The 26382-nt window shown below is 32.1% G+C and carries 22 protein-coding genes and 1 riboswitch; of the genes, 21 read left to right on the forward strand and 1 reads right to left on the reverse strand.

What is annotated here, in order from left to right:
• The first annotated feature begins 59 nt into the window (after positions 1-59).
• From B3Z56_RS05750 to pdxT, 15 genes are all read left to right on the forward strand, one after another.
• A complete protein-coding gene (locus tag B3Z56_RS05750; RefSeq protein ID WP_346878419.1) occupies positions 60-2087 on the forward strand; it encodes a urocanate hydratase in 2028 nt (675 codons plus the stop codon).
• 320 nt (positions 2088-2407) lie between these two features.
• Positions 2408-3412, forward strand: coding sequence for a hypothetical protein (locus tag B3Z56_RS05755; RefSeq protein ID WP_346878420.1), 1005 nt, complete (start codon positions 2408-2410; stop codon positions 3410-3412).
• A 305-nt stretch (positions 3413-3717) separates the two neighbouring features.
• Complete coding sequence (locus tag B3Z56_RS05760) at positions 3718-4569, forward strand: formate/nitrite transporter family protein (protein WP_346878421.1); 852 nt, start codon at positions 3718-3720, stop codon at positions 4567-4569.
• Between the two features lie 183 nt (positions 4570-4752).
• The gene (locus tag B3Z56_RS05765; protein WP_346847176.1) at positions 4753-5772 is read left to right on the forward strand and encodes a cell wall-binding repeat-containing protein; all 1020 of its coding nucleotides are present in this window, start codon (positions 4753-4755) and stop codon (positions 5770-5772) included.
• A complete protein-coding gene (locus B3Z56_RS05770) occupies positions 5765-6334 on the forward strand; it encodes a hypothetical protein (RefSeq protein WP_346877692.1) in 570 nt (189 codons plus the stop codon). Before B3Z56_RS05765 ends, B3Z56_RS05770 begins: the two co-directional genes overlap by 8 nt.
• 155 nt (positions 6335-6489) lie before the next feature.
• A riboswitch (Lysine riboswitch) is annotated at positions 6490-6661 on the forward strand.
• A 265-nt stretch (positions 6662-6926) separates the two neighbouring features.
• Entirely contained in the window at positions 6927-7307 is a 381-nt protein-coding gene (locus B3Z56_RS05775; RefSeq protein ID WP_035130526.1) for a hotdog domain-containing protein, read from the forward strand.
• 69 nt (positions 7308-7376) lie between these two features.
• On the forward strand, positions 7377-8201 hold the full coding sequence (locus B3Z56_RS05780; protein WP_150845313.1) for a 3-keto-5-aminohexanoate cleavage protein: 825 nt from the start codon (positions 7377-7379) through the stop codon (positions 8199-8201).
• Between the two features lie 110 nt (positions 8202-8311).
• Positions 8312-9349: an L-erythro-3,5-diaminohexanoate dehydrogenase gene (locus B3Z56_RS05785; RefSeq protein ID WP_035130522.1), complete on the forward strand. Its 1038-nt coding sequence runs from the start codon at positions 8312-8314 to the stop codon at positions 9347-9349.
• 71 nt (positions 9350-9420) lie between these two features.
• Positions 9421-10671: a lysine 2,3-aminomutase gene (gene ablA, locus B3Z56_RS05790; RefSeq protein WP_035130520.1), complete on the forward strand. Its 1251-nt coding sequence runs from the start codon at positions 9421-9423 to the stop codon at positions 10669-10671.
• Between the two features lie 22 nt (positions 10672-10693).
• The gene (locus tag B3Z56_RS05795) at positions 10694-11719 is read left to right on the forward strand and encodes a hypothetical protein (RefSeq protein ID WP_035130517.1); all 1026 of its coding nucleotides are present in this window, start codon (positions 10694-10696) and stop codon (positions 11717-11719) included.
• Position 11720: 1 nt separating this feature from the next.
• Positions 11721-13199 carry a MutS-related protein gene (locus B3Z56_RS05800; protein WP_035130514.1) on the forward strand — a complete coding sequence of 493 codons (1479 nt, stop codon included), beginning with the start codon at positions 11721-11723 and terminating at the stop codon, positions 13197-13199.
• A complete protein-coding gene (locus B3Z56_RS05805; protein WP_346847178.1) occupies positions 13189-14745 on the forward strand; it encodes a lysine 5,6-aminomutase subunit alpha in 1557 nt (518 codons plus the stop codon). Before B3Z56_RS05800 ends, B3Z56_RS05805 begins: the two co-directional genes overlap by 11 nt.
• A complete protein-coding gene (locus B3Z56_RS05810) occupies positions 14745-15533 on the forward strand; it encodes an OAM dimerization domain-containing protein (RefSeq protein ID WP_346847179.1) in 789 nt (262 codons plus the stop codon). Before B3Z56_RS05805 ends, B3Z56_RS05810 begins: the two co-directional genes overlap by 1 nt.
• A 597-nt stretch (positions 15534-16130) precedes the next feature.
• Positions 16131-17009, forward strand: coding sequence for a pyridoxal 5'-phosphate synthase lyase subunit PdxS (gene pdxS, locus B3Z56_RS05815; RefSeq protein ID WP_346878422.1), 879 nt, complete (start codon positions 16131-16133; stop codon positions 17007-17009).
• Positions 16978-17598 (forward strand): pyridoxal 5'-phosphate synthase glutaminase subunit PdxT, encoded by a 621-nt coding sequence (pdxT, locus tag B3Z56_RS05820; RefSeq protein WP_346847181.1) that lies wholly within the window; start codon positions 16978-16980, stop codon positions 17596-17598. The genes pdxS and pdxT overlap by 32 nt, the downstream gene beginning before the upstream one ends.
• 115 nt (positions 17599-17713) lie before the next feature.
• On the opposite strand, the gene abc-f is transcribed toward pdxT, so the two are convergent.
• Complete coding sequence (abc-f, locus tag B3Z56_RS05825; protein ID WP_346847182.1) at positions 17714-19627, reverse strand: ribosomal protection-like ABC-F family protein; 1914 nt, start codon at positions 19625-19627, stop codon at positions 17714-17716.
• A 448-nt stretch (positions 19628-20075) separates the two neighbouring features.
• Between abc-f and B3Z56_RS05830 the strand changes: the two genes are divergently transcribed.
• The 6 genes from B3Z56_RS05830 to B3Z56_RS05855 all read left to right on the forward strand — a co-directional run bounded on the left by B3Z56_RS05830 (position 20076) and on the right by B3Z56_RS05855 (position 25863).
• On the forward strand, positions 20076-20726 hold the full coding sequence (locus B3Z56_RS05830; RefSeq protein WP_035130502.1) for a redox-sensing transcriptional repressor Rex: 651 nt from the start codon (positions 20076-20078) through the stop codon (positions 20724-20726).
• Between the two features lie 244 nt (positions 20727-20970).
• Positions 20971-21750, forward strand: a complete 780-nt coding sequence (locus tag B3Z56_RS05835; RefSeq protein ID WP_346878423.1) for a short-chain-enoyl-CoA hydratase — start codon at positions 20971-20973, stop codon at positions 21748-21750.
• A gap of 36 nt (positions 21751-21786) precedes the next feature.
• Positions 21787-22926: an acyl-CoA dehydrogenase gene (locus tag B3Z56_RS05840; RefSeq protein ID WP_346847183.1), complete on the forward strand. Its 1140-nt coding sequence runs from the start codon at positions 21787-21789 to the stop codon at positions 22924-22926.
• Between the two features lie 13 nt (positions 22927-22939).
• Positions 22940-23725 carry an electron transfer flavoprotein subunit beta/FixA family protein gene (locus B3Z56_RS05845; RefSeq protein ID WP_035130493.1) on the forward strand — a complete coding sequence of 262 codons (786 nt, stop codon included), beginning with the start codon at positions 22940-22942 and terminating at the stop codon, positions 23723-23725.
• A 24-nt stretch (positions 23726-23749) separates the two neighbouring features.
• Entirely contained in the window at positions 23750-24757 is a 1008-nt protein-coding gene (locus B3Z56_RS05850; RefSeq protein WP_150845320.1) for an FAD-binding protein, read from the forward strand.
• Between the two features lie 257 nt (positions 24758-25014).
• The gene (locus tag B3Z56_RS05855) at positions 25015-25863 is read left to right on the forward strand and encodes a 3-hydroxybutyryl-CoA dehydrogenase (protein ID WP_346847184.1); all 849 of its coding nucleotides are present in this window, start codon (positions 25015-25017) and stop codon (positions 25861-25863) included.
• The last annotated feature ends 519 nt before the right edge of the window (positions 25864-26382 follow it).

A 26382-nucleotide genomic window follows, 5' to 3' on the forward strand; every position in this document is an offset into this window, starting at 1 on the left:
TAGGAATATTAGAGCAGGTAGTCATCGGATATATTTTTTATAGAAATAGGAGGAAAATTATGATTAATAACATTGATATTAAAAATAAGATGGTAATAAAGTTAGATGATGAATTACCAGAAATGCCTAAGTTTCAAGAAGGAATTAGAAGAGCTCCTGACAGAGGTTATAGCTTAACACCTGCACAAACTGAATTAGCTCTTAAAAATGCTTTAAGATATGTTCCAGAACATCTTCACGAGAAATTAGCTCCAGAGTTTATGGAAGAGCTTTTGACAAGAGGAAGAATATATGGATATAGATTTAGACCAGAAGGAAAATTAAGTGGTAAGTCTATAGATGAATATAAAGGAAATTGCGCAGAAGGTAAGGCCTTCCAAGTAATGATAGATAACAACTTAGATTTTGATGTGGCATTATATCCTTATGAACTTGTTACTTACGGTGAAACAGGACAAGTATGCCAAAACTGGATGCAATATAGACTTATTAAAAAATACCTAGAAAATATGACAGATGAACAAACTTTAGTAGTAGAGAGTGGTCATCCATTAGGATTATTTAGAAGTTCTAAAACTGCTCCAAGGGTAATAACTACTAATGGTCTAATGGTTGGTATGTTTGATAATCCAGAAGACTTCCATTTAGCAACTCAACTAGGAGTAGCTAACTATGGACAGATGACAGCTGGTGGTTGGATGTATATAGGACCTCAAGGTATAGTTCATGGTACCTTCAACACTATAGTAAATGCAGGAAGATTAAAACTTGGAGTGGCTGATGATGGAGATTTAAGAGGTAAGATATTTGTAACTTCTGGTCTTGGCGGAATGAGTGGTGCTCAACCTAAAGCTATAGAAATAGCTAATGGAGTAGGAATTGTAGCAGAGGTTGACTATTCAAGAATTAAAACAAGACTTGATCAAGGCTGGGTTTCCATGGCATCAAGTGATTTAGAAGAAGTTATAAGAGTTGCTAAGGAAAAGGCTAAAAATGAAGAGTCTATCTCTATAGCATATCATGGAAATATCGTAGATTTGCTTGAATACATCTTAGAAAATGATATTCATATAGATTTATTATCAGACCAAACTTCTTGCCATGCTGCATATGATGGTGGGTATGCACCAGTAGGAATTTCTTTTGAAGAAAGAACCAGATTATTAAAAGAAGATAGAGAAAAATTCAAAGAGCTTGTAGATATGACCTTATTAAAACACTACGACATAGTTAAAAAGTTAGTTGCTAAGGGAGTTTACTTCTTTGATTATGGTAACTCATTTATGAAGGCAATCTATGATGCTGGTGGAAAAGACATAGCTAAAAATGGTGTAGATGAGAAGGATGGATTCATTTATCCTTCTTATGTTGAAGATATCATGGGACCAATGCTATTTGACTATGGATATGGACCATTTAGATGGGTATGCTTAAGTCATAAACATGAAGATTTAATAAAAACAGACCATGCTGCAATGGAATGTATTGATCCAAATAGAAGAGGACAAGATAGAGATAACTACATTTGGATTAGAGATGCTGAAAAGAACCAATTAGTTGTTGGTACAGAAGCTAGAATATTATATCAAGATGCACAAGGTCGTATGGATATTGCTCTTAAGTTTAATGAACTTGTAAGAAATGGTGAAGTTGGACCAATCATGCTTGGAAGAGATCACCATGATGTAAGTGGTACAGATTCTCCATTTAGAGAAACTTCTAATATAAAAGATGGAAGTAACATGATGGCTGAAATGGCAATCCAATGCTTTGCAGGAAATGCAGCAAGAGGAATGAGCTTAATTGCTCTTCACAATGGTGGAGGAGTTGGAACAAGTAAGTCAATCAATGGAGGATTTGGATTAGTTCTTGATGGTAGCGAAAGAGTTGATAATATTATAAAATCATCTATGGCATGGGATGTTATGGGCGGAGTTGCTAGAAGAGCTTGGGCAAGAAATCCACATTCTATTGAAACAAGTATGGAATATAATGAGAAGAACCAAGGAACAGATCATATAACTCTTCCATATATACCGAAGGATGAATTAATAAAATCTGTTATTGAAAAAGCTTTAAATAAATAAATCATAATTTAAATAATTGAATAATTTAATTGGGTATATAGTATTAAAAGATTAAGACTATATACCTGATTTTTTATTTTTTTAGTTTGTATTTAGTTGTAAATAAAATATATTAATAAAAATATAAAAAAAATAAGTTCTAAGTTGAAGGTTGCTTCGTATATTTTTATGGGGATGATTTTTTAATATATGTAGTAAATTTAAATGAAATAAAAACAATGATTAAACAATGTATATACATTAGTAGATAATATTGAATAGAGTATTTGCAAGTAGTATAATAGTTAGGGTATTTGATGTGTAGATAAGGAGGGGTAGTGTTGAATTATAGAAAAAAAGTTAGAAAAGTTAATAAAATAAAAATATTTGTCGTAGCAATAACACTAATTAGTACCCTTTTTATTTTAGTTGGATGTAAATCCGATATTGAAGAAGAAAGAGATCCAATTATAAACAATTATACAAGTGCTGTAATAGAAAAAAACAACAACATATATATTTTTGATGAGCATGAGGAATATTTAGAAGGGGTAGGAGATTTGCATAGGCTGAAAGAACTTTCTGCTTTAAGTAATGACTGGAGTAATATAGCTTTTAAATATTTAGATGAGAAAGATAAAATAAATATATATAGTATGAAAGATGAGGAATATAAAGTATTACAAATAAATGATATAGGTGAAAATCAAATATCTAATATATCATGGATGAATAATAAATTAGTAGTTCATTTATATATAGATCCTACCACAAGTAAATATCTAATTTATGATGCAGACACTTTAGAACTTTTGAATTCCTGCGAAGGAATCTTAATAGATGTTCTTAATGAAGGTAATACTATAGTTTATGGTAGAGCTAGTAATGGAGTTACTAATATATACTTTAATAATGCACAAATAATTAGTTTGGAAGATAGTGGAGAAGTTTTATTAAAGGGAAAAGTATCTCCTAAAAAGGATGAGATAGCTTTTATTACTTTTAGTTTTGATAAGGAAAAATTAACTCAATGTGAATATTTGTATAGAGGAAAAATTGAGAATGGTAAAATAAAGGATGTTTTTAAGACTGTTAAGCCCTATGAAATAAATGGAGACATAGTATATGAGGGTGATGAACTGGTTATATATAGCCAAGAAGGAAATTATTTAGTAAAAGATGAAGAGTTTATAGAAGAAGAAAATGAGGAAATGAAGAAAAAGCTCAATGAAAATTCTATGAAACTTAAAAACATGCTTAAAAATACCTTTGAAAGCGAAAGTATAAATGAAAACTTATCATGGAATGAAATTGGAGTTTTTAATATTACCTGGTTTACTAGGTAATATTTTTTTGTTGTATAGGAAAGTATAGATTTTTACGCTTTATAGGTTTTACCGTTAGGAATGCGGCGCATGCCACTTTTTTTTATGTCTAAATTGTGAACATGCATATAAATATAGCTGTAATAATATATGAAATTTCATGAAAGTTATTGTAATATTTAAAATATACAGATAAATTTTCGAGGTGGATTTTTTCCAGGTTTTATTAAGGGGAAATCTGTTGACACCTTGTGTAGGGTTCAATATAATTAACGTGGAAAGTAAAAAAAACAAATTAAAATGTAGAAATACTGGAGGAACTTCTAATGGATAAAAAAATGCTTTCACCTGATGAAATTACTAATTATGTAGAACAGGTTGGAGTAAAAAAGGCTAATAATAAATGTGTACAAACTTTATTTTTAGCTATTTTAGCAGGAGTATTTATAGCTTTAGGGGCATATGCATCATCAGTAGCATCACATGGAATCAGTGATCCTGGATTACAGAAATTTGTGGCAGGTATAGTATTTCCAGTTGGATTAATTTTAGTGTTAATATGTGGAGCAGAATTGTTCACAGGAAATTCATTATTAAGTGTAGCTTGGGCTGAAAAAAAGATAACCACAGGTCAAATGTTTAAAAATTGGGCACTTGTTTGGATAGGAAACTTTATTGGAGCTGCTTTTGTAGCAATACTAGTTTTTGAATCGGGTCTTTTATCAACGGGAAACGTTGGAGGTTATGCTGTAAAGGTAGCAGCGGCTAAGGCCAGTATGGGTTTTGTACCTGCAATTTCAAGTGGAATATTGTGTAATGTCATAGTATGTGTATGTGTATGGGGTTCCTATGCAGCTAAAGATGTAACAGGAAAAATATTCATGGGTTTCTTTCCGATATTTGCTTTTGTTATAGCAGGTTTTGAACACTGCGTAGCTAATATGTATTACTTTTCTATAGGATTGCTTGCAAAAACAAATTCAGCTTTTGTTGAAGCATCTCATGTAGCTGTTGAAAAATTAGATAATTTAACTATAGTTGGAATTTTTAATAATCTAATTCCTGTAACCATAGGAAATATTATTGGTGGTGCAGTTTGTATTGGATTAGTTTATTGGTTCATATATAGAAAATGTAATAAAAAGAATATTGAGATAAGAGAGAAATTATCAGCATAGTATATATAAATTCATGGAAAATTGTGTTAGAATTAAGTTTTAGCATGATTTTTTTTTATAAGATTTTATGGAAAATTGTAAAAATTTCTATTGATTTGTAAAAATCTATTTTATATTTATAGCACATAATATAAAATAGATAGTATGAAGATAAATACTAAATTAATTAATGGGGAGGGTTATATGAAGAAGAAAGGAAAAGTTATCAGTTCAATTGTAGCTTTAAGTATAATGGGGGCAATAGCCTTTAGCATTAATAATAGAGTAGAAGCAGATGCAGTAAAAATAAGATTAGGTGGGAGCACTAGATATGAAACTGCTGTAGAAACATCTAAACAGGGATGGCCTAGTGGAAGTAAAACCATAGTACTAGTGTGTGGAACGGATTATCCTGATGCACTAAGTGCGGCACCTTTAGCTAAAAAGTATAATGCTCCTATATTGCTAACAGAACAGAGTGCATTATCTACTGTAGTGTCCAATGAGATAAATAGATTGAAGCCTTCTATAGCTTACATAGTTGGTGGAGATGGAGTTGTATCTAAAAATGTACAATCCCAGTTAAAGGGAATGGGCATTGATGTTAAAAGATTAGGTGGTATCAATAGGTATGAAACAGCTGTAAAAGTAGCTGAGCATATTGGAACATCTAATGGAGTTGTTTTGGCTTCAGGGGTAAGTTTTGCCGATTCTCTATCAATAGCTCCGGTGGCGGCAAAACTAGGAATGCCTATATTGCTAACAGATGTGAATGAATATAACAGTTATAATAAAAAGTTCATTCAAAATAATAGCATACCTAAAACTTATGTTATAGGTGGGGATGGTGTGATATCAAACTCTAATATGGCTAATTATAAAAGTCCTGAAAGAATTAGTGGAATTGATAGATATGAAACTAATACAGCAGTTTTTAATTATTTTAAAGGAAATGTTAATTTAAACAAAATTTATTTAGCATCAGGAATAGATTTTCCAGATGGATTAGTAGGAGCACCAATAGCTGCATTAACTTCTTCTCCAGTAATTCTTATGGAGGAATCAGGAACTTATTATCCTAAAGTTTTAGCAGCAATAAAAGGAATAAAATCCGATCAAGTATTGGTTTTAGGTGGAGTTGGAGTAGTTAGCGACAACATAGTTAATAAGGTTTTAGAGGCAGTAAATTATGAGGAGAAATTTAAGGTTTTAAGTATTGAATAGCTCAAAAGTGGGTGAAATTAAAGTGAGACCTATAGAAGATATGCTTAAAGACCTACCCTTGGGGGTATCTGCTTTAACAGAACAAAAGGTTCATAATAAAAAGTTGACTTGTATAATAATTAAAGATGATTTTAAAGATTTTATATATTTGCCTAATTCTATGCAGTTTAATTTCAAAAGCGCCTATGTAAAAAGTAATAAAGTAATTTCAGGGCACTTGATTATAAGAATGAAAGATGATATAAAAGAAAAGTACTATCCTTTTCACTTTAATTATTATGATGAAAAAACATTAAGTTTAATTATAAATTTAAGTCATCAAAGAAAATTATACTTAATACTAGGTAATAAATATAACGAATATAAAATTGTTTGTTTTAGAAATAGTTTAAAAAGTTTTTTTAGAAGATATATAATTAATTGTATAAACTATGGTTATCGATGGAGTGATGAAGATTACAAGGAATCAATTTGTAATCTTGTATCTTCATTTCCTAGTATAGATGACTTATGGAAACGATTAGGTGGACAAATTACTATGAGTATACTGAAAAAAGTATAAGAAAAACGGTGAAATGTTAAGTAAAATTCAAAATCTACAAAAAACTTATATTAATTTAAAAATTTTTTAAAAAAACCATTGCATTTCTAAAATATTAGATTTATAATAGGTACATGATAAATAATAAATTGAATTGTTTAAAAATTTAATATTGAATCATAAGTAGAGGCGCTTATAAATTGGTAACTGATAAATGTTAAAGAGAATACCCTCTGATGTTACAGTGAATTGTTTATAGGCCGAAAGGGTACAAAGGTATTTTGTATTACTTGGGGATAAGACACAAGGTTTTATCACTGCCATGTTATATGGAGAGCTATTTATGGAATGAAAAATATTCATTGCATTGATAGTTCTAACTAACCAAGTTATCTAATGGTGTTGAATATTTTCAACGCCATTTTTTATTTACTATATTTTTATCCGATGACTATCATCTCTAATACTATGAACTTTTTCAAAGTGAGAGTAAAAGAGCTGCTACGTCCCTGGATAACGATTTCTAAGTTTCAAAGAAACTAAGAAATCTGTTTATACTAAAAAGTTATACATAAATAAAAAGTAAACGATTATTTTATAGGGGGAAAAGAAAATGAAATCAGTAATCAGATTAAGAATGAGCGCACATGATGCACACTACGGTGGAAATCTTGTTGATGGAGCAAGAATGCTACAATTATTTGGAGATGTAGCTACAGAATTATTAATACAAAATGATGGAGACGAAGGTCTATTCAAAGCTTATGAAAACGTAGAATTCATGGCACCTGTATTTGCTGGAGATTATATCGAAGCTGTAGGTGAAATCGTACACGTTGGAAATACATCAAGAAAAATGACTTTTGAAGCTAGAAAAGTAATAGTTCCAAGACCTGAAATCAACGATTCAGCTTGTGACGTTTTAGAAGAGCCAATAGTTGTTTGTAAAGCAACTGGAATATGCGTAGTACCAAAAGATAAGAAGAGAAAGTAATTAAGTAACTATATGCAAGAATTCTTGCAGAAACATTGTTAAAAAATTAACTATATAGGAGGATTTTAAATGGAAAAGTTAATAATTGCTGCAGCTATTTGTGGTGCAGAGGTTACTAAAGAGCAAAATCCAAATGTTCCTTACACAGTAGAAGAAATTGGTCAAGAGGCAGAAAAATGTTATAAAGCTGGAGCTAGTATAATTCACCTTCATGTTAGAAAAGATGATGGTACTCCAACTCAAGACAAAGATAGATTTGAAGCTTGTATGGCTGAAATAAGAAGAAGATGTCCAGATGTTATCATTCAACCATCTACTGGTGGTGCTGTAGGAATGAGCAATGAAGAAAGACTTCAACCAGTTGATTTAAGTCCAGAAATGGCAACATTAGACTGTGGAACTTGTAACTTTGGTGGAGACGAAATATTTGTTAATACAGAGAACACAATCAAAGAATTCGGGGAGAAGATGATCCAGTTAAACGTTAAGCCAGAAATCGAAGTATTCGATAAAGGTATGATTGACATGGCCATCAGACTTCATAAAAAAGGATTTATAAAAGCACCAATGCACTTCAACTTCGTTATGGGAGTTAATGGTGGAATAAGTGCTGGAATGAGAGACTTTGTATTTATGAAAGAAAGTATTCCAGCAGGAAGCACTTACACAGTATCAGGAATAGGCAGAAATGAATTCCCATTAGCTGCAATGTCTATGATAGAAGGTGGACATGTAAGAGTTGGATTCGAAGATAACGTATACCTATCAAAAGGTGTTATGGCAGAAAGCAATGCTGATCTAGTTGAAAAAGCTGTAAGAATAGCTAAAGAATTAGGAAGAGAAATTGCAACTCCAGCAGAAGCAAGAGAAATATTAGGACTTAAAGCTTTATAATTTGAAGCATAATATAAGAAGCTATTTTTAACGTATAAGATTAAAAATATAATAAACAATAATTAAGTAGAAAAAATTTATTGAGACTAAAGTAAAAAGGAGTGTTTTTAATGAAAAAAGGATGTAAATATGGAACTCACAGAGTAATAACACCAGCAGGAGTATTACCACAACCAGCTTTAAAAATAGACAATACAATGGAAATATATGATAATGAAATACTTATCGACGTTCAAGCTTTAAACGTTGACTCAGCAAGCTTTACACAAATAGAAGAAGAAGCTGGACATGACGTAGAAAAAATAAAAGCAAAAATCCTTGAAATCGTTGGAGAAAGAGGAAAAATGCAAAACCCTGTAACTGGTTCAGGCGGAATGCTTATCGGAAAAATAGCTAAAATAGGAGCTGCATTAGAAGGAAAAACTGATCTTAAAGTTGGAGACAAAATCTCTACATTAGTATCTCTTTCATTAACTCCACTTAAAATAGAAGAAATCATCGATATTAAACCAGACATCGATAGAGTAGAAATTAAAGGTCAAGCAATATTATTCGAAAGCGGATTATATGCTAAACTTCCAGAAGATATGGAAGAAACTTTAGCACTAGCTGCACTAGACGTAGCAGGAGCTCCAGCTCAAGTTGCTAAATTAGTTAGACCAGGACAATCAGTTCTTTTATTAGGAGCAGCAGGAAAATCAGGAATGTTATGTTGCTACGAAGCAGTTAAAAGAGTTGGACCAACAGGAAACGTTATTGGTTTAGTTAGAAACGAAGAAGAAGCTGCAAGATTAAGAAGATTAAACTTAAACATGAAAATAGTTATCGGAGATGCTACTAAAGCTATCGACGTAATGAACTTAGCTTTAGCTAACAACAACGGCGAAGAAGTTGATGTATCTATCAACATAGTTAACGTTCAAAACACAGAAATGTCAACTATATTACCAGTTAAAGATGACGGTATAGTTTACTTCTTCTCAATGGCTACAGCATTCACTAAAGCTGCTTTAGGAGCTGAGGGTGTAGGTAAAGACGTAACTATGATAGTAGGAAACGGATATACTAAAGGACATGCTGAAATAACATTACAAGAGTTAAGAGAAAACGAAACTCTAAGAGCTATATTCCAAGAATTATACGTTTAATCCGTAAATTATAATTGATTAATTAATAAAATTAATATATATAAATGTGAAATTATAGGGGGTAACAATTAATGAATACAACTCGTAGAAAAGAATTATTTCCAAACGTTACAGATGAACAATGGTTTGACTGGAAATGGCAAACAAAAAACAGAATAGAAACTTTAGATGAATTAAAGAAGTATATTCCATTAACTCCAGAAGAAGAAGAAGGAGCTAAAAAATGTCTTGAAACTTTAAGAATGGCTATAACTCCTTACTACTTATCATTAATCGATCCAAACAATGCTAATGACCCAGTAAGATTACAAGCTATCCCAACAGGATTAGAAGCTCATAAATCTGCTGCAGATTTAGAAGACCCACTACACGAAGATACAGATTCTCCAGTACCTGGATTAACTCATAGATATCCAGATAGAGTATTACTTCTTATAACTGACCAATGCTCTATGTACTGCAGACACTGCACAAGAAGAAGATTTGCAGGACAAAGCGATGACTGCATGCCAATGGAAAGAATAGATAAAGCTATAGATTATATCAGCAAAACACCAGTAATCAGAGACGTTCTATTATCAGGTGGAGATGCTTTACTAGTTGACGATTCAGTACTTGAGTACATCATCAGCAAATTAAGAGCAATACCACACGTAGAAATAATCAGAATTGGTTCAAGAACACCAGTAGTTATGCCACAAAGAATTACTGATGGCCTTGTAAATATGTTAAAGAAATACCACCCAATCTGGTTAAATACTCACTTTAACCATCCAAACGAAATCACAGAAGAGTCTAAAGCTGCATGTGAGAGAATGGCTAATGCTGGTATACCACTAGGAAACCAATCAGTACTTCTAAGAGGAGTAAATGACTGTGTTCACACAATGAAACAATTAGTTAACGATTTAGTTAAAATCAGAGTTAGACCTTACTACATCTATCAATGTGACTTATCATTAGGACTAGAGCACTTCAGAACTCCAGTTTCTAAAGGTATCGAAATCATTGAAGGATTAAGAGGACATACTTCTGGATATTGCGTACCAACATTCGTTGTTGACGCTCCAGGCGGCGGTGGAAAAACTCCAGTTATGCCAAACTATGTAATTTCTCAAAGCCATGACAAAGTAATACTTAGAAACTTTGAAGGAGTTATAACTACTTACTCTGAGCCAACAAACTACACTCCAGGATGTACTTGTGATGTTTGTACAGGTAAGAAATCAGTTCATAAAGTTGGAGTTGCTGGATTATTAAACGGTGAAAAACTTGCTTTAGAACCAACAGGATTAGAAAGAAACGAAAGACACGCTCACTAGAATATAGTTAGAAGTGATCTTAATGAATGAAATTTTAAAGTTATTGAAACCATATAAAAGTGTATCTATTATAGGTATGAATAAAAATGTGGGAAAAACTACAACTTTAAACCATATCTTGAAGGAGGCTAGGGGCTCTGTGTCCCTTGGCCTAACTTCTATAGGGAGAGATGGTGAAGAGTTAGACAGGGTTACGGCTACAGAGAAACCTAAGATATATATTGAAAAGGGGACTGTGATTGCTACAGCCAAACAATGTCTTTTAAATAGTGATTTCACAAGAGAGATTGTAAGAACTACAGGAATAAATACTCCTATGGGAGAAGTTGTTATTTGTAAAGCCTTAAGTGATGGTTATGTGGATTTAGGAGGACCTTCCGTGAATTCATATATGACCAATATAAAAGATCAATTATTAAGTCTTCAGTGTGATCTTGTAATAGTAGATGGAGCTTTAAGTAGAAAGACCTTTGCTTCACCCGCCATAACAGAAGCTACAGTGTTATCTACAGGAGCCGCTCTATCAAGAAGTATGAAGACCGTCATAAGTGAGACAAAACATACTATGGATCTATTAAGTTTACCCCATGAGCAAGATAGGTCTATTTTAAATGTCGCAACAAAAATATGTGATTCAGGAATTGTAGGCATCATTTATAAGGATGGTACCTATAAAGTACTAGAGGTTTTAACTGCCCTAGAAGCTTCAAAAGAAATTGTAGAAGCTTTGAGTGAACAAGTATCCCATGTAGTTATTAAAGGTGCAGTTTCTGACAAACTTATTAAAAATATCATGACTTCTACTAACCTATATAAAGATATAACTTTTCTTGTGGAAGATGGTACTAAGCTATTTATTAGTAGTGAAAGCCTTTATAGATTCCATAGGCAAGGTGGAGTCATAAAGGTCCTAAATAAGATAACTGTGGTTTGCATAACTTCAAATCCAAAATCACCTTATGGATATGAATTTCCAAAGGATGAATTCTTAAAAGGTCTTAGAGAAGCTGTCAATGTTCCAGTATTTGATGTATTAGGGGGGAAATAATATGAAGTTTTTAGATAATGAACAAAGGGCTCAAATAGGGTTTTCCTTTATCATGGATGAGCTTGGTATAATAACTCCTTATGGTACTGAGGAAAAGAAGCTGATAAAGCCTTTTAGAATTAATGAGTATGATAAATTGGTAGAAGAGCTTACTAACGTTGAGCTGATGATAGGTCATATGAATGAATATCATGATGAGTTTAACGATATAGTAAGACTTCTACACAAGATTAAAGATATAAGAAATACATTAAGAAGAGCAGAGAAGGTAGAAATATTAGATGAAGTTGAACTTTATGAGGTTAAATATGTATCTATGCTTTTGGAAGAGCTTAAATTAGTCTTAGATAATATTAATTTATCTGTAGGTAAAATTAAGCTTCATTCCCTAGAAGAAGTAATAGATATATTAGACCCAAGTAAAAAACGTTTATCTACATTCTATATTTATGAAGAATATAGTGAAAAACTTTCTCAGATAAGAAAACTAAAAGGTGAAAAGGAAAAAGCAATTTTTTCTTGCAATGATGAAGGTCTTATTGAAAAGTTAAAACAAGAGCGATTAGATATTGTTATTCAAGAGGAAGAAGAAGAGTTACATATTAGAAAAGAACTTACTTCTAAATTGTCCTCCTTTAGTAGATATATATCAGAAAATTTAAAAGTGGTAGGTATTTTAGATTTATTAATGGCAAAGGCAAGCATTGCTATTAAATACAATTGTGTTAAACCTAACATAGTTAAAGAGATGAATATTGATATAGAGGATGGAATAAATCCTGAAATTGAAGCGATCCTTAAGAAAAAAGGAAAAGCATTCTCTCCTGTTAATATACAGCTTCATGGAGGAACTACGGTGATAACTGGAGCTAATATGGGAGGAAAGAGTGTAGCATTAAAGACTATTGTTTTAAACCTATTTCTTGGACAATTGGGCTTCTTTGTATTTGCAAAAAAAGCAACTTATCCAGTATTAGATTTTATTCATTTTGTTTCAGACGATATGCAATCTATATCTAAGGGATTGAGTACTTTTGGAGCTGAGATAATTAAATTAAAAGAAGTGGTAGAGTGTGTAAAACGTGGAGATGGATTTGTAGCTCTTGATGAGTTCGCTAGGGGAACAAACCCTAAAGAAGGATATTACCTTGTAAAATCTCTTGCAAATTATCTACAAAAATTTAACACTGCTAGCATAATATCTACCCATTATGATGGTGTGGTAGAAGAACCTATGGTTCATTATCAAGTTGTAGGACTAAAAAATATAGACTTTGAGAAACTAAAATATAAGATTGATCTTAATAAGACTCATTCAGTTGAAATTATCCAAGAGCATATGGAATATAAACTTGAAAGAGTATCTAAGACAAATCAAGTACCTAAGGATGCGCTAAATATAGCGATGCTATTAGGATTAGAAAAAGACATAGTGAATATAGCGAAAACATATTATGAGGAGGAGTACAATGGAAAGTAAATTAAATTTAGATTTAAATCTAGTTGCTAAAGCTAGAGAATCATCAAAGAATATAGCTCAAGACACTCAAAAGTTCATAGACAGACATACTACAGTAGCTGTAGAAAGAACTGTATGTAGATTATTAGGTATAGATGGCGTAGATGAATTTGGAGTACCACTACCAAACGTAGTTGTAGAAAACATTAAAGCTGGAAACGGATTATCTGTTGGAGTTGCTGTATTAGTAGGTAATGCTATGGTTAACACTGGATTAACTCCACAAGAAATAGCAGAAAAAGTAGCTAAAAATGAATTAGATTTAACTAAACTACCTATGAAAGATATGTTTGAAATAAAAATGGCAGTTGAAAAAGTTGCTAAAAACATGGTAGCTACAATCAAAGCTAACAGAGGCGAGAGAGAAGCTTACCTTGAAAAATTCGGCGATAAAACAGGTCCATACCTTTATGTTATCGTTGCTACAGGAAATATCTATGAAGATATAATTCAAGCTAAAGCTGCTGCAAAACAAGGTGCAGACGTTATAGCTGTTATTAGAACAACAGGACAAAGCTTACTTGACTACGTTCCATACGGAGTAACAACTGAAGGATTCGGAGGAACTTTTGCAACTCAAGAAAACTTTAGACTTATGAGATCAGCTTTAGATGAAGTTGGAGAAGAATTAGGAAGATACATCAGATTATGTAACTACTGTTCAGGATTATGTATGCCAGAAATAGCTGCTATGGGAGCTATGGAAAGACTTGACGTAATGCTTAACGATGCATTATACGGAATTCTTTTCAGAGATATCAACATGCAAAGAACTATAGTTGACCAATATTTCTCAAGAGTAATCAATGGTTTTGCAGGAGTTATAATCAACACTGGTGAAGATAACTACTTAACAACTGCTGATGCTGTTGAAGAAGCTCACACAGTGCTTGCTTCTCAATTCATCAATGAGCAATTTGCTTTAGTTGCAGGACTTCCAGAAGAGCAAATGGGTCTAGGACACGCATTTGAAATAAATCCAAATGTTGAAAATGGATTCCTATATGAGCTTGCTCAAGCACAAATGGCTAGAGAAATATTCCCTAAAGCACCACTAAAATACATGCCTCCAACTAAGTTCATGACTGGAGATATATTCAAGGGTCAAGTACAAGATGCATTATTTAACATGGTTACAATAATGACTAGCCAAAAATTACACTTATTAGGAATGTTAACAGAAGCTATACACACTCCATTTATGAGTGATAGAGCACTATCTATTGATAATGCACAATATATATTCCATACAATGAAAGACCTTGGTTCTGAAATCACTTTCAAAAAAGGTGGAATAATGGAAACAAGAGTTGATGAAGTTCTAGGAAAAGCTGCTGATCTATTATCTGTAATAGAAAAAGAAGGTTTATTCAGTACTTTAGAGCAAGGTAAATTTGCAGGTATTAAGAGACCTCTAAACGGAGGAAAAGGATTAGATGGAGTTGTTGAGAAGGAAGCTAATTACTTCAACCCATTTATAGATTTAATGTTAGGAGGAAACAGATAATGAGTGGTGGATTATATTCAACAGAAGTTAGAGATTACGATACTAATTTAGATCTAACTAAACTTAAACCTTACGGAGATACTATGAACGATGGAAAGGTTCAAGTGAGTCTTACTTTACCAGTTAAAGATGATGAAAGAGGAATAGAAGCTGCTATTCAACTTGCAAAATCAATGGGACTTAAAGATCCAAACGTTGCTCATCACGGATCATTAGATAAAGAGTTTACATTCTATGTAGTATATGGTTCATTAACTCATACTGTTAACTATGAAGAAATTCATGTTCAAACTGTAGAAGTAGATACTATGTCTATGTCAGAAGTTGGAGAATACATTGAAGAGCACATCGGAAGAGATGTAGTTATCATAGGAGCTTCAACAGGAACAGACGCTCACACAGTTGGAATCGATGCTATAATGAACATGAAAGGTTTCGCTGGTCACTATGGTCTTGAAAGATACAAAGGTATCGAAGCTTACAACCTAGGAAGCCAAGTAGAAAACGAAGAGTTCGTTAAGAAAGCTATCGAGCTAAAAGCTGACGTTCTTCTAGTATCTCAAACAGTTACACAAAAGGATGTACACATCCAAAACCTTACTAACCTTGTAGAGTTATTAGAGGCAGAAGGTTTAAGAGATAAAGTTGTATTAATCTGTGGTGGTCCAAGAATAACTCACGAACTTGCTAAAGAATTAGGATACGATGCAGGATTCGGACCAGGAAAATATGCAGATGACGTTGCTAGCTTTGCAGTAACTGAAATAGTTGAAAGAAAGTTAGTTTAATTTAAAAAGTTTAATGTTTAAAAGTCTAGTTTAATGTTTATATATATATTTAGTTTATAGGGATAAAAACTAAAAGGGTTACGTGAAATAAAATTATAGGGTATATAAGTAGAATGAAGAAATTCATTCTACTTTATTTTTTACTCCAAATCTACGATTTGGCTAAGTAAAAAATACTCATTCGAATGAATATGAGAAGGAGTTTCCTCGAGAGCAAAGCGAAAAGTCACGTTAGTGACACCACTCCAAATCTACGATTTGGCTAAGTAAAAATAAGTGAGAATCTAAATCTTTGATTTAGTAGTTCGAACTTACTCCTTAGAACGTATGTGAAAAGGAGTTCCTAAATTGAAAATGAATATGAGAAGGAGTTTCCTTATAAATACAATAACTATTTAACTATGAATCTATTTAAATGTTTTTATACATAGATAGATATATAGTTATATTGTACCCATACAAATAATACAAAATACTAATATTTATCAAATTGTATTGATTTAATATGACGTTTATGGAATAATTGTATTGTAAAGATTAAATGAATAGATACAAAATATACATACAATTTTGTACTATACTGTAGGGGGAATATAAATGAATACAAGATCAGAGTTAAACAAAAACCTAGCAGAAATGCTAAAGGGTGGAGTAATAATGGATGTAGTTAATGCTGAGGAAGCTATAATTGCAGAGAAAGCAGGAGCGGTTGCTGTAATGGCTTTGGAACGTGTGCCTTCTGATATTAGAAAGCAAGGTGGCGTTGCTAGAATGTCAGATCCTAAGATGATAAAAGAAATTCAAGAAGCTGTATCTATTCCAGTAATGGCAAAGGTGAGAATAGGTCATTTTGTAGAGGCACAAATATTAGAAGCCTTTAAGATTGATTATATAGATGAAAGTGAAGTATTAACTCCAGCGGATGATTTATTTCATATAGATAAAAAAGGATTTAATGTACCTTTTGTATGTGGAGCTAGAAACCTAGGAGAAGCACTAAGAAGAATAGGTGAGGGAGCTTCCATGATAAGAACTAAAGGAGAAGCTGGTACTGGAGATGTTGTAGAAGCTGTAAGACATATGAGAACTATGATGAGTGAAATAAGAAAAGTACAAAACACACCGAAGGAAGAGCTTATGACTATAGCTAAAGAAATGGGTGCACCATATGACTTAATAGTTTATGTTCACAACCATGGAAGACTACCAGTAGTTAACTTTGCTGCCGGTGGAGTAGCTACCCCAGCTGATGCAGCTTTAATGATGCAACTTGGAAGTGATGGAGTTTTCGTTGGTTCTGGTATATTTAAATCAGCAGACCCAGAAAAAAGAGCTAAAGCTATAGTTCATGCTGTAGCAAACTATAATAATCCTGAAATCTTATCACAAGTTTCTGAGGATTTAGGAGAACCTATGGACAGTATAAATACTAAGGATATACCAGATGGCAAATTATATGCATCAAGAGGATGGTAGTACCATGATAACTATAGGTGTACTAGATTTACAAGGAGCTGTAAAAGAACATGTAGATAAGATTAATAATATAAGTGGAGCCACAGCCTTAAGAGTGAAGAATGTGAAGGACCTAGAGGATATAGATGGCCTTATAATTCCAGGAGGAGAAAGTACTACCATAGGAAAACTATTAAGGGATTTTCAGATGCTATCTCCACTAAAAAGCAAAATTGAAAGTGGGATGCCAGTATGGGGAACCTGTGCAGGTATGATAATTCTCGCTAAATCCATCCTAGGAAGTGATTACAACCATTTAGGTGTTATGGGTATAGAGGTAAGAAGAAATGCCTATGGCTCTCAATTAGACAGCTTTATAACAGATGAAATAGTGGAAGTTGTCAGTGAAGAAAAAATACCTCTAGTATTTATAAGAGCTCCTTACGTTGAAAAAGTGCATGAAGGGGTAAAGGTGCTATGTAAACTAGATGAAAAAATAATAGCATGCAGAGAAAACAATATGCTAGCAACATCATTTCATCCAGAGTTAACAAAGGACTTATCAATGCATAAGTATTTTTACAACATGTGCAAAGATAGATTAAAATAAATAATGAGCTTTTGCAAAATAAATCATTAATCTTATATAAAATGCTGAGGATGTGCTTTAATAATATAAGTGCATCCTCAGCATTTATTTAGTTTAATTTATTTTGAAGAAGTTCCTAAGCTAGTTCTTCCCATTGATCATATAGGCTTTGAAGTTCTTCTTCAGTTTTTTGTATTTCTTTATTTATTTCTATGCTTTTTTCAGGGTTTGAATAGACTTCTTCAAGGCATAGCTGCCCTTGAAGCCCTTCAAGAGATTCCTCAGTAGCTGCTATTTTATTTTCAATGTTTTTAAGAATATTAGCTTTTTCTTTTTCAGCTTTTTCAGCTTCACGTTTTTTCTTTTTATCTAGCTTTAACTGAGTCTTAGTAATCCCTGAACCTTCCTCTATATCCTCAAACCTTAACGGGTTTTTCTTTTTCTCTACGTAATAGGAATAGTTGCCTAAGTATTCCTTCACTCCATCTTCATTAAGTTCAAAGATTTTGTTTATAATTTTATTTAAGAAGTATCTATCGTGGGATATGAGAATTATTGTGCCATCATAGTTTAAGATTGCATCTTCTAAGGCCTCACGAGAGACAATATCTAAGTGGTTTGTAGGTTCATCTAGAAGAAGAAAATTAGCTTTAGAAAGCATTAGTTTTAGTAAATTAATTCTACATTTCTCTCCACCACTAAGGGTAGATATGGACTTAAATACGTCATCCCCTGTAAATAAGAAGGCTGCAAGAGCCGATCGTATCTCAGTGGTAGTCATATGAGGAAAATCATCCCATACCTCATCTAAAATAGTTTTATTAAAGTTTAAATTAGATTGCTCTTGATCGTAATATCCAACAAATACGTTTTTACCTAATACCTTAATCCCATTATCTGAAGGTATTTTATCCATGATTATTCTAAATAAAGTAGTTTTACCACGACCGTTTTCACCTATAAGAGCAATTTTTTCTTCACGTTTAATATCCATATTTAAACCTTCAAATAGAAGTTTTTCACCAAAACTTTTACTTAAATTTTCTACATAAAGAACATCATTACCACTTTTAATTTGTGTTTCAAACTTTATTTTTGAAGCCTTTGCATCTTTGATAGGTGCTTCTATTCTTTCTATCTTATCTAAGGCCTTTTGGCGACTTTCAGCAGCTCTTATACTTTTCTCACGATTAAAGGACTTATACTTAGTTATGATTTCTTCTTGTCTTTTAATCTCTGCTTGTTGAAGGTCGTAAGCCTTCTGCATCACTTCTTTATTTTTCTCTTTAAGGTCGATAAAGGCTGTATAATTTCCGTTATAGCACTGTGCAGTTCCACCTATTAGTTCTATAGTTTTATTGGTGATAGCATCTAAGAAGAATCTATCGTGGGAAATTACTATAATTGTGCCTTTAATCTCTTTAAGGTAGTTCTCTAACCATTCTATTGCATCAAGGTCAAGATGGTTTGTAGGTTCGTCTAGAAGCAAAATTTCAGGTTTTCTAAGAAGGAGCTTACATAAAGCAACTCTAGTCTTTTGACCACCGCTTAATATAGATATGGATTTATCAAAATCAACTTCTGTAAAGCCTAGGCCTTTAAGTACACGACTAATTTCACCTTTATAAGTGTATCCACCACGATTTTCGTAAACCTCTGTTAAAGTAGTATAATCACGTATAATCTTATTGTGATAATCTTCTTTAGCAGCATCATAAGGTTCCTTCATCTTCTCTTCTAAATTGTGTAATCTTTCCTCCATATCTATCAGTGACTTAAACACAGAAAGAAGTTCAGTATATATGGTTTTATCTGAATCTAGAGAAAGGTTTTGAGAAAGATATCCAAGTTCCTTTGATTTATCTATATATAGCTCACCACTATCATATTCCATTTGGTTGGTTAAAATTTTAAATAGGGTTGATTTACCTGCACCATTAGCACCTATTAATCCTATTTTTTCACCTTCATTTATGTTGAAGGTAATATCTTTTAAAATCATATCTATTCCGAAGTATTTACTTATATTTTTACAACTTAAAACTATCATTTATTTCACCGTCCTACTAGCATTTTAACATGAAAGTTAGAAATTTAAAATAATTTGTATAGTACAGTGGAGGAATGGGTATTGTGAGTAATAGGAAACATTGTTATATATAATACAAAGAAAAGTAAAATTGGCATAAAAATTAAGTTTATGAGATCTTATATATTATTTATGATAAAAAGTTAAAAAAATTTATAATTTATATATACAATAAAGTATTTTAAATGTACAATATAGCATTATAGTTTATTTATTAAAAAATATATAACAAATCAATGGTAATATAGTATAATATCTATATGAATAAAACCTACGTTGAATATGAGATCAGAATAGTTATTTTAAATAATATTTAATAGAGAATTATAGTATGAAAAAGCATGAAAATAAAAGGCAGAAAGAATAAATAAGAAATATATAAAGAATATAAATAAGGAGTTGATAAGAGGTGGAGAAGAAAAGAAGCATTTCTATGGCTGTAATAAAAAGGCTACCTAAATACTACAGATATTTGCGCGAATTAGATAAAAATGAAGTTGATAGAATATCCTCTAAAGAACTAAGTGAAAGAATTGGGTTTACAGCTTCACAAATAAGACAGGATTTAAATTGTTTTGGAGATTTTGGTCAACAAGGGTATGGATATAATGTTAAAGAATTATTATATCAAATCTCTGTTATATTAGGCCTTAATAAAGAGTATAACACTGTAATAATTGGAGCTGGAAATATAGGTCAAGCAATTGCCAATTATACAACCTTTGATAAGATGGCATTTAATCTTAAAGGTATTTTTGATGTAAATGTAAAACTTATTGGACTTAAAATAAGAGATATTGAAATTAGAGATATGGATGAGTTAGATGGTTTCTTACAGAGAGAAAAGATTAACATAGCCATAATTTGTGTGCCTAAAAATAGAGCTCAAGGGGTAGCAGATGTGGTAACAAAGAATGGCGTAAAGGGAATATGGAATTTTGCACCTATAGATCTAAAGGTTAGCGAAGATGTTATTGTAGAGAATGTACATCTTAATGAAAGTTTAATGACTTTAAGTTACTTATTAAATGAGCGTGAAAAAGAAGAAGAATTCCTATAATACTAAAAAAAGACAATACGAATTTCTTAAAATTTGTATTGTCAGGAATTTTTTGAATTTAATTATATGAATTAAGTAAAAAGATTCATTAAAAAACATAAATAAAATATAAATTAGGTTGAAAAAGAATTATAAACAGTCTATAATAGTGATTAAGGTATTAGAACCTTAATCACTATTTTTGTTAAATTAATAACGATTTATGGCGGCTAACACCTGAAAAATTGCATGGGGGATTTTGAACATGGATTATAAGAACATAGTCTTGGAAAAAGAAGGAAATGTGGCTTTAGTTAAACTAAACAGACCTAAAGCATTAAATGCTTTAAACACAGAAACTTTAAAAGAAATTGATTGTGTTATCCAAGAAATTTCTGGGGATAAAGAAATTTATGCAGTTATTCTTACAGGAGAAGGTAAAGCTTTCGTTGCTGGAGCTGATATTTCAGAAATGAAAGAAATGAATGCTATAGAAGGTAAAGAATTTGGTATTCTTGGGAATGGGGTTTTTAGAAAAATTGAAAAACTTGAAAAACCTGTTATAGCTGCAGTTAATAGTTTTGCATTAGGTGGTGGATGTGAACTTGCAATGGCTTGCGATATTAGAATTGCATCAGTTAAAGCTAAGTTTGCACAACCAGAAGCAGGGCTTGGAATAACTCCTGGGTTTGGCGGAACTCAAAGGTTATCAAGACTTGTAGGTGAAGGAATTGCAAAAGAATTAATTTACACTTGTGACATGATCAATGCTGAAGAAGCTTTAAGAATTGGATTAGTAAACAAGGTAGTAGAACCAGAGACACTTTTAGATGAAGCAAAAGCTATGGCTAATAAAATAGCTAAGAATGCTCCTATAGCTATAAGCCAATGTAAAGCGGCTATCAATAGAGGCTTGCAAATGGATATTGATAGTGCAGTATTATATGAAGCTGAAGCATTTGGAATGTGTTTTGCTACTGAAGACCAAAAAGAAGGTATGACAGCTTTTGTTGAAAAGAGAGACAAGAATTTTAAGAATAGATAATCGAAATAGATAATCGTATAAGTAGGAGGTATTATAATGAATTTTTCATTAACTAAGGAACAAGAACTTGTAAAGCAAATGGTAAGGGAGTTTGCTATTAATGAAGTAAAACCTATAGCAGCTGAAATAGATGTTACAGAAAGATTCCCAATGGAAAACGTAGAGCAAATGGCTAGATACAACATGTTAGGAATTCCATTCCCAACTGAATTCGGTGGAGCAGGTGGAAACAACGTATCTTATGCTATGACTGTAGAAGAACTTTCTAAAGTTTGCGGAACTACAGGAGTTATAGTTTCTGCACACACTTCTTTATGTGGAGCACCAATATACCAATTTGGTACTCAAGAGCAAAAAGAAAAATATTTAACACCACTTGCAAAGGGTGAAAAACTAGGTGCATTTGGTCTTACTGAGCCAAACGCAGGTACTGATGCTGCTGGACAACAAACAACAGCTGTACTTGAAGGAGATCACTACGTATTAAACGGTTCAAAAATATTCATAACTAACGGTGGAGTTGCTGATATCTTCGTAGTATTTGCAATGACTGATAAATCAAAAGGAACTAGAGGAATATCTGCTTTCATAGTTGAAAAGGATTTCCCTGGATTCTCAATAGGAAAAGTTGAAGAGAAGTTAGGAATAAGAGCATCATCTACTACTGAATTAGTATTTGAAAACTGCATAGTTCCAAAAGAAAACTTACTTGGAAAAGAAGGAAAAGGATTTGCTGTTGCAATGCAAACTCTTGATGGAGGAAGAATTGGTATAGCAGCTCAAGCTTTAGGACTAGCTCAAGGAGCTTTAGATGAAGCTGTTGCTTACATGAAAGAAAGAAAACAATTCGGAAAATCAATAGCAGCATTCCAAGGACTTCAATGGATGGTTGCTGATATGGACGTTCAAATAGAAGCTGCTAGACTTTTAGTATACAAAGCTGCATACAAAAAAGATATGGGTATGCCATACTCAGTAGAAGCTGCTAGAGCTAAATTATATGCTTCAGAAGTAGCTATGGATGTTACAACTAAGGCTGTTCAATTATTTGGTGGATATGGATACACTAAAGAATATCCAGTTGAAAGAATGATGAGAGATGCTAAGATAACTGAAATCTACGAAGGAACTTCTCAAGTTCAAAGAATGGTTATCGCAGGAAGCATATTGAAATAGGAGGTAGTGAAAGATGAAAATAGTTGTTTGTGTAAAACAAGTACCAGATACAAATGAAGTTAAAATAGATCCAAAAACAGGAACTCTTATAAGAGATGGTGTTCCTTCAATAATAAACCCAGATGACAAAAACGCTTTAGAAGGAGCTTTACAATTAAAAGATACTTATGGTGGACACGTAACTGTTATAACAATGGGACCTCCACAAGCAAAAGTAGCTTTAGAAGAAGCATTAGCAATGGGAGCAGACGAAGCTATACTAGTTACAGATAGAGCTTTCGCTGGAGCTGATACATTAGCTACATCTCACGCTTTAGCTGCAGCTATTAAAAACTTAGATTATGATATAATATTCGCTGGAAGACAAGCGATTGATGGAGATACTGCACAAGTTGGACCAGAAATTGCTGAACACTTAGGAATGCCTCAAATAACTTATGTTGAAGCAGTTAGCCAAGAAAAAGAAGGCGTATTAAACGTAAGAAGAGCTTGGGAAGATGGATATGAAAATATCAGAGTTAACACTCCAGTTCTATTAACTGCAATCGAAACTTTAAACGTGCCAAGATATATGAACATTAAAAACATATTCGCAATGGCTAAAGAAAAAGAAGTTAAAGTATGGACTGTAGCAGACATTAACGTTGATGTTAACCTACTTGGTCTTAAAGGATCACCTACAAAGGTTAAAAAATCAATGACTAAAGAAGCTAAAGGACAAGGTGAAATATTTGAAGTATCACCAAAAGAAGCAGCTTCAATTGCGCTTTCAAAACTAAAAGAAAAACACTTCATCTAAGATATAGTTAAGGAGGAAATTACCATGAATATAGCAGATTATAAAGGTGTATGGGTCTTTGCAGAGCAAAGAGACGGAGAATTACAAAAGGTTGCTTTAGAATTATTAGGAAAAGGAAGAGAAATAGCTGACAAGTTAGGAGTAGAACTTACAGCATTATTACTTGGACATAAAAATATAGAAGAAATGACTAAAGAATTAGGAGCTTTTGGAGCAGATAAAGTATTAGTATGCGACAATGAGTTACTAACTCACTATTCAACTGATGGATATACAAAAGTTATAAACGAAGTTGTAAATGCTAAAAAACCAGAAATCCTATTCATTGGAGCTAGCTTCATTGGAAGAGATTTAGGACCAAGAGTTGCAGGAAGACTTTCAACAGGTCTTACAGCTGACTGTACATCTCTAGATGTAGATGCAGAAACTAACAACTTATTAATGACAAGACCAGCTTTCGGTGGAAACCTAATGGCTACAATCGTTTGTGGAGATCATAGACCACAAATGTCTACAGTAAGACCTGGAGTTTTCGAAAAGTTAGCTAAAGATGAAAACAGAACTTTCCAAGTTGAAAAATTTGACGTTCAATTATCAGCTTCTGATATAAGAACAGAAACTATAGAAGTTGTTAAATCAGTAAAAGAAATGGTAGACATTACTGAAGCTGATATCGTAGTTTCAGGAGGAAGAGGAGTTGGCTGTAAAGAAAACTTCGCTTTACTTCAAGAACTTGCAGACGTAATGGGAGGAACTTTAGCTGGATCAAGAGCAGCTGTTGATAATGGCTGGGTAGAAAAAGCAGTTCAAGTAGGACAAACAGGAAAAACTGTAAGACCTACTATATATATAGCTTGCGGAATCTCTGGAGCAATCCAACACTTAGCTGGAATGCAAGATTCTAACTACATCATAGCTATTAACAAAGATTCAGATGCTCCAATTATGAAAGCTGCTGACGTAGCTTTAGTAGGAGACTTTGCTAAAGTTATTCCAGAAATGATAGCTCAATATAAAGAGATGAACAAATAGTAAATTTATAAGACTTTAGATTAATTGAATTTTATAGTACACTAATTAACATAAGATGAGGGGATATACGGAGATGTATATACCCCTCATTTGTTAAATATTGAATAAAAGTCTAATTTCGTTGAAAATTGTATACATATATTTATATTTATTGAGTTATTTTTGATAAATATAAATATAAATATATAAAAATGTGGTAATATAGATTTGTAATAGTCTATAATCCATAATACAAAATTATGTTAGGAGTGTTTAATATGAAAAAGATATGTGTTTTAGGCGCAGGTACAATGGGATCAGGAATAGCTCAAGCTTTTGCCGCTAAAGGATATGAGGTAATAGTTAGAGATATAAAGGATGAATTCGTACAAAAAGGTCTTGGAATGATAGAAAAAAATATTAAAAAACTTGCTACAAAAGGTAAAATAACAGAAGAACAAGCAGAAGAAATTTTATCAAGAGTTAGTGGAACTACAGAATTAAGCTTATTAGATGATGTAGATTTAATAATAGAAGCTGCAGTAGAAAATATGGAAATCAAAAAACAAATATTCAAAGAATTAGATGAAATCTGTAAACCAGAAGCAATCCTGGCTACAAATACATCTTCACTTTCTATAACTGAAATTGCTACTGCTACAAAGAGAGTTGATAAAGTTATAGGACTACACTTCTTTAATCCAGCTCCAGTTATGAAACTTGTAGAAATCATAAAAGGAATGGGAACATCACAAGAAACATATGATGTAATGCATGAATTAGTTATTAACATATCTAAGGAGCCAGTTCAAGTAGAAGAAGCTCCAGGATTTGTAGTAAACAGAATTTTAGTACCTATGATAAATGAAGCTGTTTGCATCTATGCAGAAGGTATTGCAAGTGCTGCAGATATAGATAAAGCTATGATGCTTGGAGCAAATCATCCAATGGGACCTCTTGCTTTAGGTGACTTAATTGGACTAGATGTTTGCTTAGCAATCATGGATGTATTATATAAAGAAACTGGAGATTCAAAATACAGAGCACACAGCCTACTTAGAAAATTCGTTAGAGCTGGACAATTAGGAAGAAAAACTGGAAAAGGATTCTTCGATTATAGTAAATAATAATATCATAAAAATATTACAGCAAAAGAGTAAAGAATAATTTATCTTTACTCTTTTCTTTATGTGAAAATAAATTAAATATAATTAAAAAAATAAAAGATAGATAAAATTATAACAATGCATTTTATAATTTATTGTAGATTTTTAAAAATAAAAGGAGTATAGTTTAAATGGAATCACCAGAAGTTTGAAAGAATAACTGGAATTCAAGAGGATGTTTATAAAAAATGGATTTATTTGCTTGAAAATTTATAATATTTAATTTACTATATGGTTGACTATAATTAAATAAAATTATAAAATATAAGTGTAACCGACACAATGTATATTCATGTAAAGGATTTAAGTCGTATTATTTAAGGATATATGGAGATTTAAGTTAGTTTATTGGACAAGTGTAATGTGGTAAAGAATCCTATCATTATTGCGCTGTTTATTTTTGCGTTTGTAGCCACTATGTTAAATAAATATCTAATGTTCATATATAAATTTCAATGAAAATAGTATAATATTATATTT

The organism is Clostridium sp. UBA7791 (assembly GCF_002480755.1).
GTDB classification, from domain to species: domain Bacteria; phylum Bacillota; class Clostridia; order Clostridiales; family Clostridiaceae; genus Clostridium_J; species Clostridium_J sulfidigenes.

What these genes read in the sequence shown, in the direction of transcription:
- B3Z56_RS05750 (WP_346878419.1), top strand. Translation starts at nt 60, where the DNA reads ATGATTAATAACATTGATATTAAAAATAAGATGGTAATAAAGTTAGAT.
- B3Z56_RS05760 (WP_346878421.1), top strand. Translation starts at nt 3,718, where the DNA reads ATGGATAAAAAAATGCTTTCACCTGATGAAATTACTAATTATGTAGAA.
- B3Z56_RS05765 (WP_346847176.1), top strand. Translation starts at nt 4,753, where the DNA reads ATGAAGAAGAAAGGAAAAGTTATCAGTTCAATTGTAGCTTTAAGTATA.
- B3Z56_RS05775 (WP_035130526.1), top strand. Translation starts at nt 6,927, where the DNA reads ATGAAATCAGTAATCAGATTAAGAATGAGCGCACATGATGCACACTAC.
- B3Z56_RS05780 (WP_150845313.1), top strand. Translation starts at nt 7,377, where the DNA reads ATGGAAAAGTTAATAATTGCTGCAGCTATTTGTGGTGCAGAGGTTACT.
- B3Z56_RS05785 (WP_035130522.1), top strand. Translation starts at nt 8,312, where the DNA reads ATGAAAAAAGGATGTAAATATGGAACTCACAGAGTAATAACACCAGCA.
- ablA (WP_035130520.1), top strand. Translation starts at nt 9,421, where the DNA reads ATGAATACAACTCGTAGAAAAGAATTATTTCCAAACGTTACAGATGAA.
- B3Z56_RS05795 (WP_035130517.1), top strand. Translation starts at nt 10,694, where the DNA reads ATGAATGAAATTTTAAAGTTATTGAAACCATATAAAAGTGTATCTATT.
- B3Z56_RS05800 (WP_035130514.1), top strand. Translation starts at nt 11,721, where the DNA reads ATGAAGTTTTTAGATAATGAACAAAGGGCTCAAATAGGGTTTTCCTTT.
- B3Z56_RS05805 (WP_346847178.1), top strand. Translation starts at nt 13,189, where the DNA reads ATGGAAAGTAAATTAAATTTAGATTTAAATCTAGTTGCTAAAGCTAGA.
- B3Z56_RS05810 (WP_346847179.1), top strand. Translation starts at nt 14,745, where the DNA reads ATGAGTGGTGGATTATATTCAACAGAAGTTAGAGATTACGATACTAAT.
- pdxS (WP_346878422.1), top strand. Translation starts at nt 16,131, where the DNA reads ATGAATACAAGATCAGAGTTAAACAAAAACCTAGCAGAAATGCTAAAG.
- pdxT (WP_346847181.1), top strand. Translation starts at nt 16,978, where the DNA reads ATGGCAAATTATATGCATCAAGAGGATGGTAGTACCATGATAACTATA.
- abc-f (WP_346847182.1), bottom strand. Translation starts at nt 19,627, where the DNA reads ATGATAGTTTTAAGTTGTAAAAATATAAGTAAATACTTCGGAATAGAT.
- B3Z56_RS05835 (WP_346878423.1), top strand. Translation starts at nt 20,971, where the DNA reads ATGGATTATAAGAACATAGTCTTGGAAAAAGAAGGAAATGTGGCTTTA.
- B3Z56_RS05840 (WP_346847183.1), top strand. Translation starts at nt 21,787, where the DNA reads ATGAATTTTTCATTAACTAAGGAACAAGAACTTGTAAAGCAAATGGTA.
- B3Z56_RS05845 (WP_035130493.1), top strand. Translation starts at nt 22,940, where the DNA reads ATGAAAATAGTTGTTTGTGTAAAACAAGTACCAGATACAAATGAAGTT.
- B3Z56_RS05850 (WP_150845320.1), top strand. Translation starts at nt 23,750, where the DNA reads ATGAATATAGCAGATTATAAAGGTGTATGGGTCTTTGCAGAGCAAAGA.
- B3Z56_RS05855 (WP_346847184.1), top strand. Translation starts at nt 25,015, where the DNA reads ATGAAAAAGATATGTGTTTTAGGCGCAGGTACAATGGGATCAGGAATA.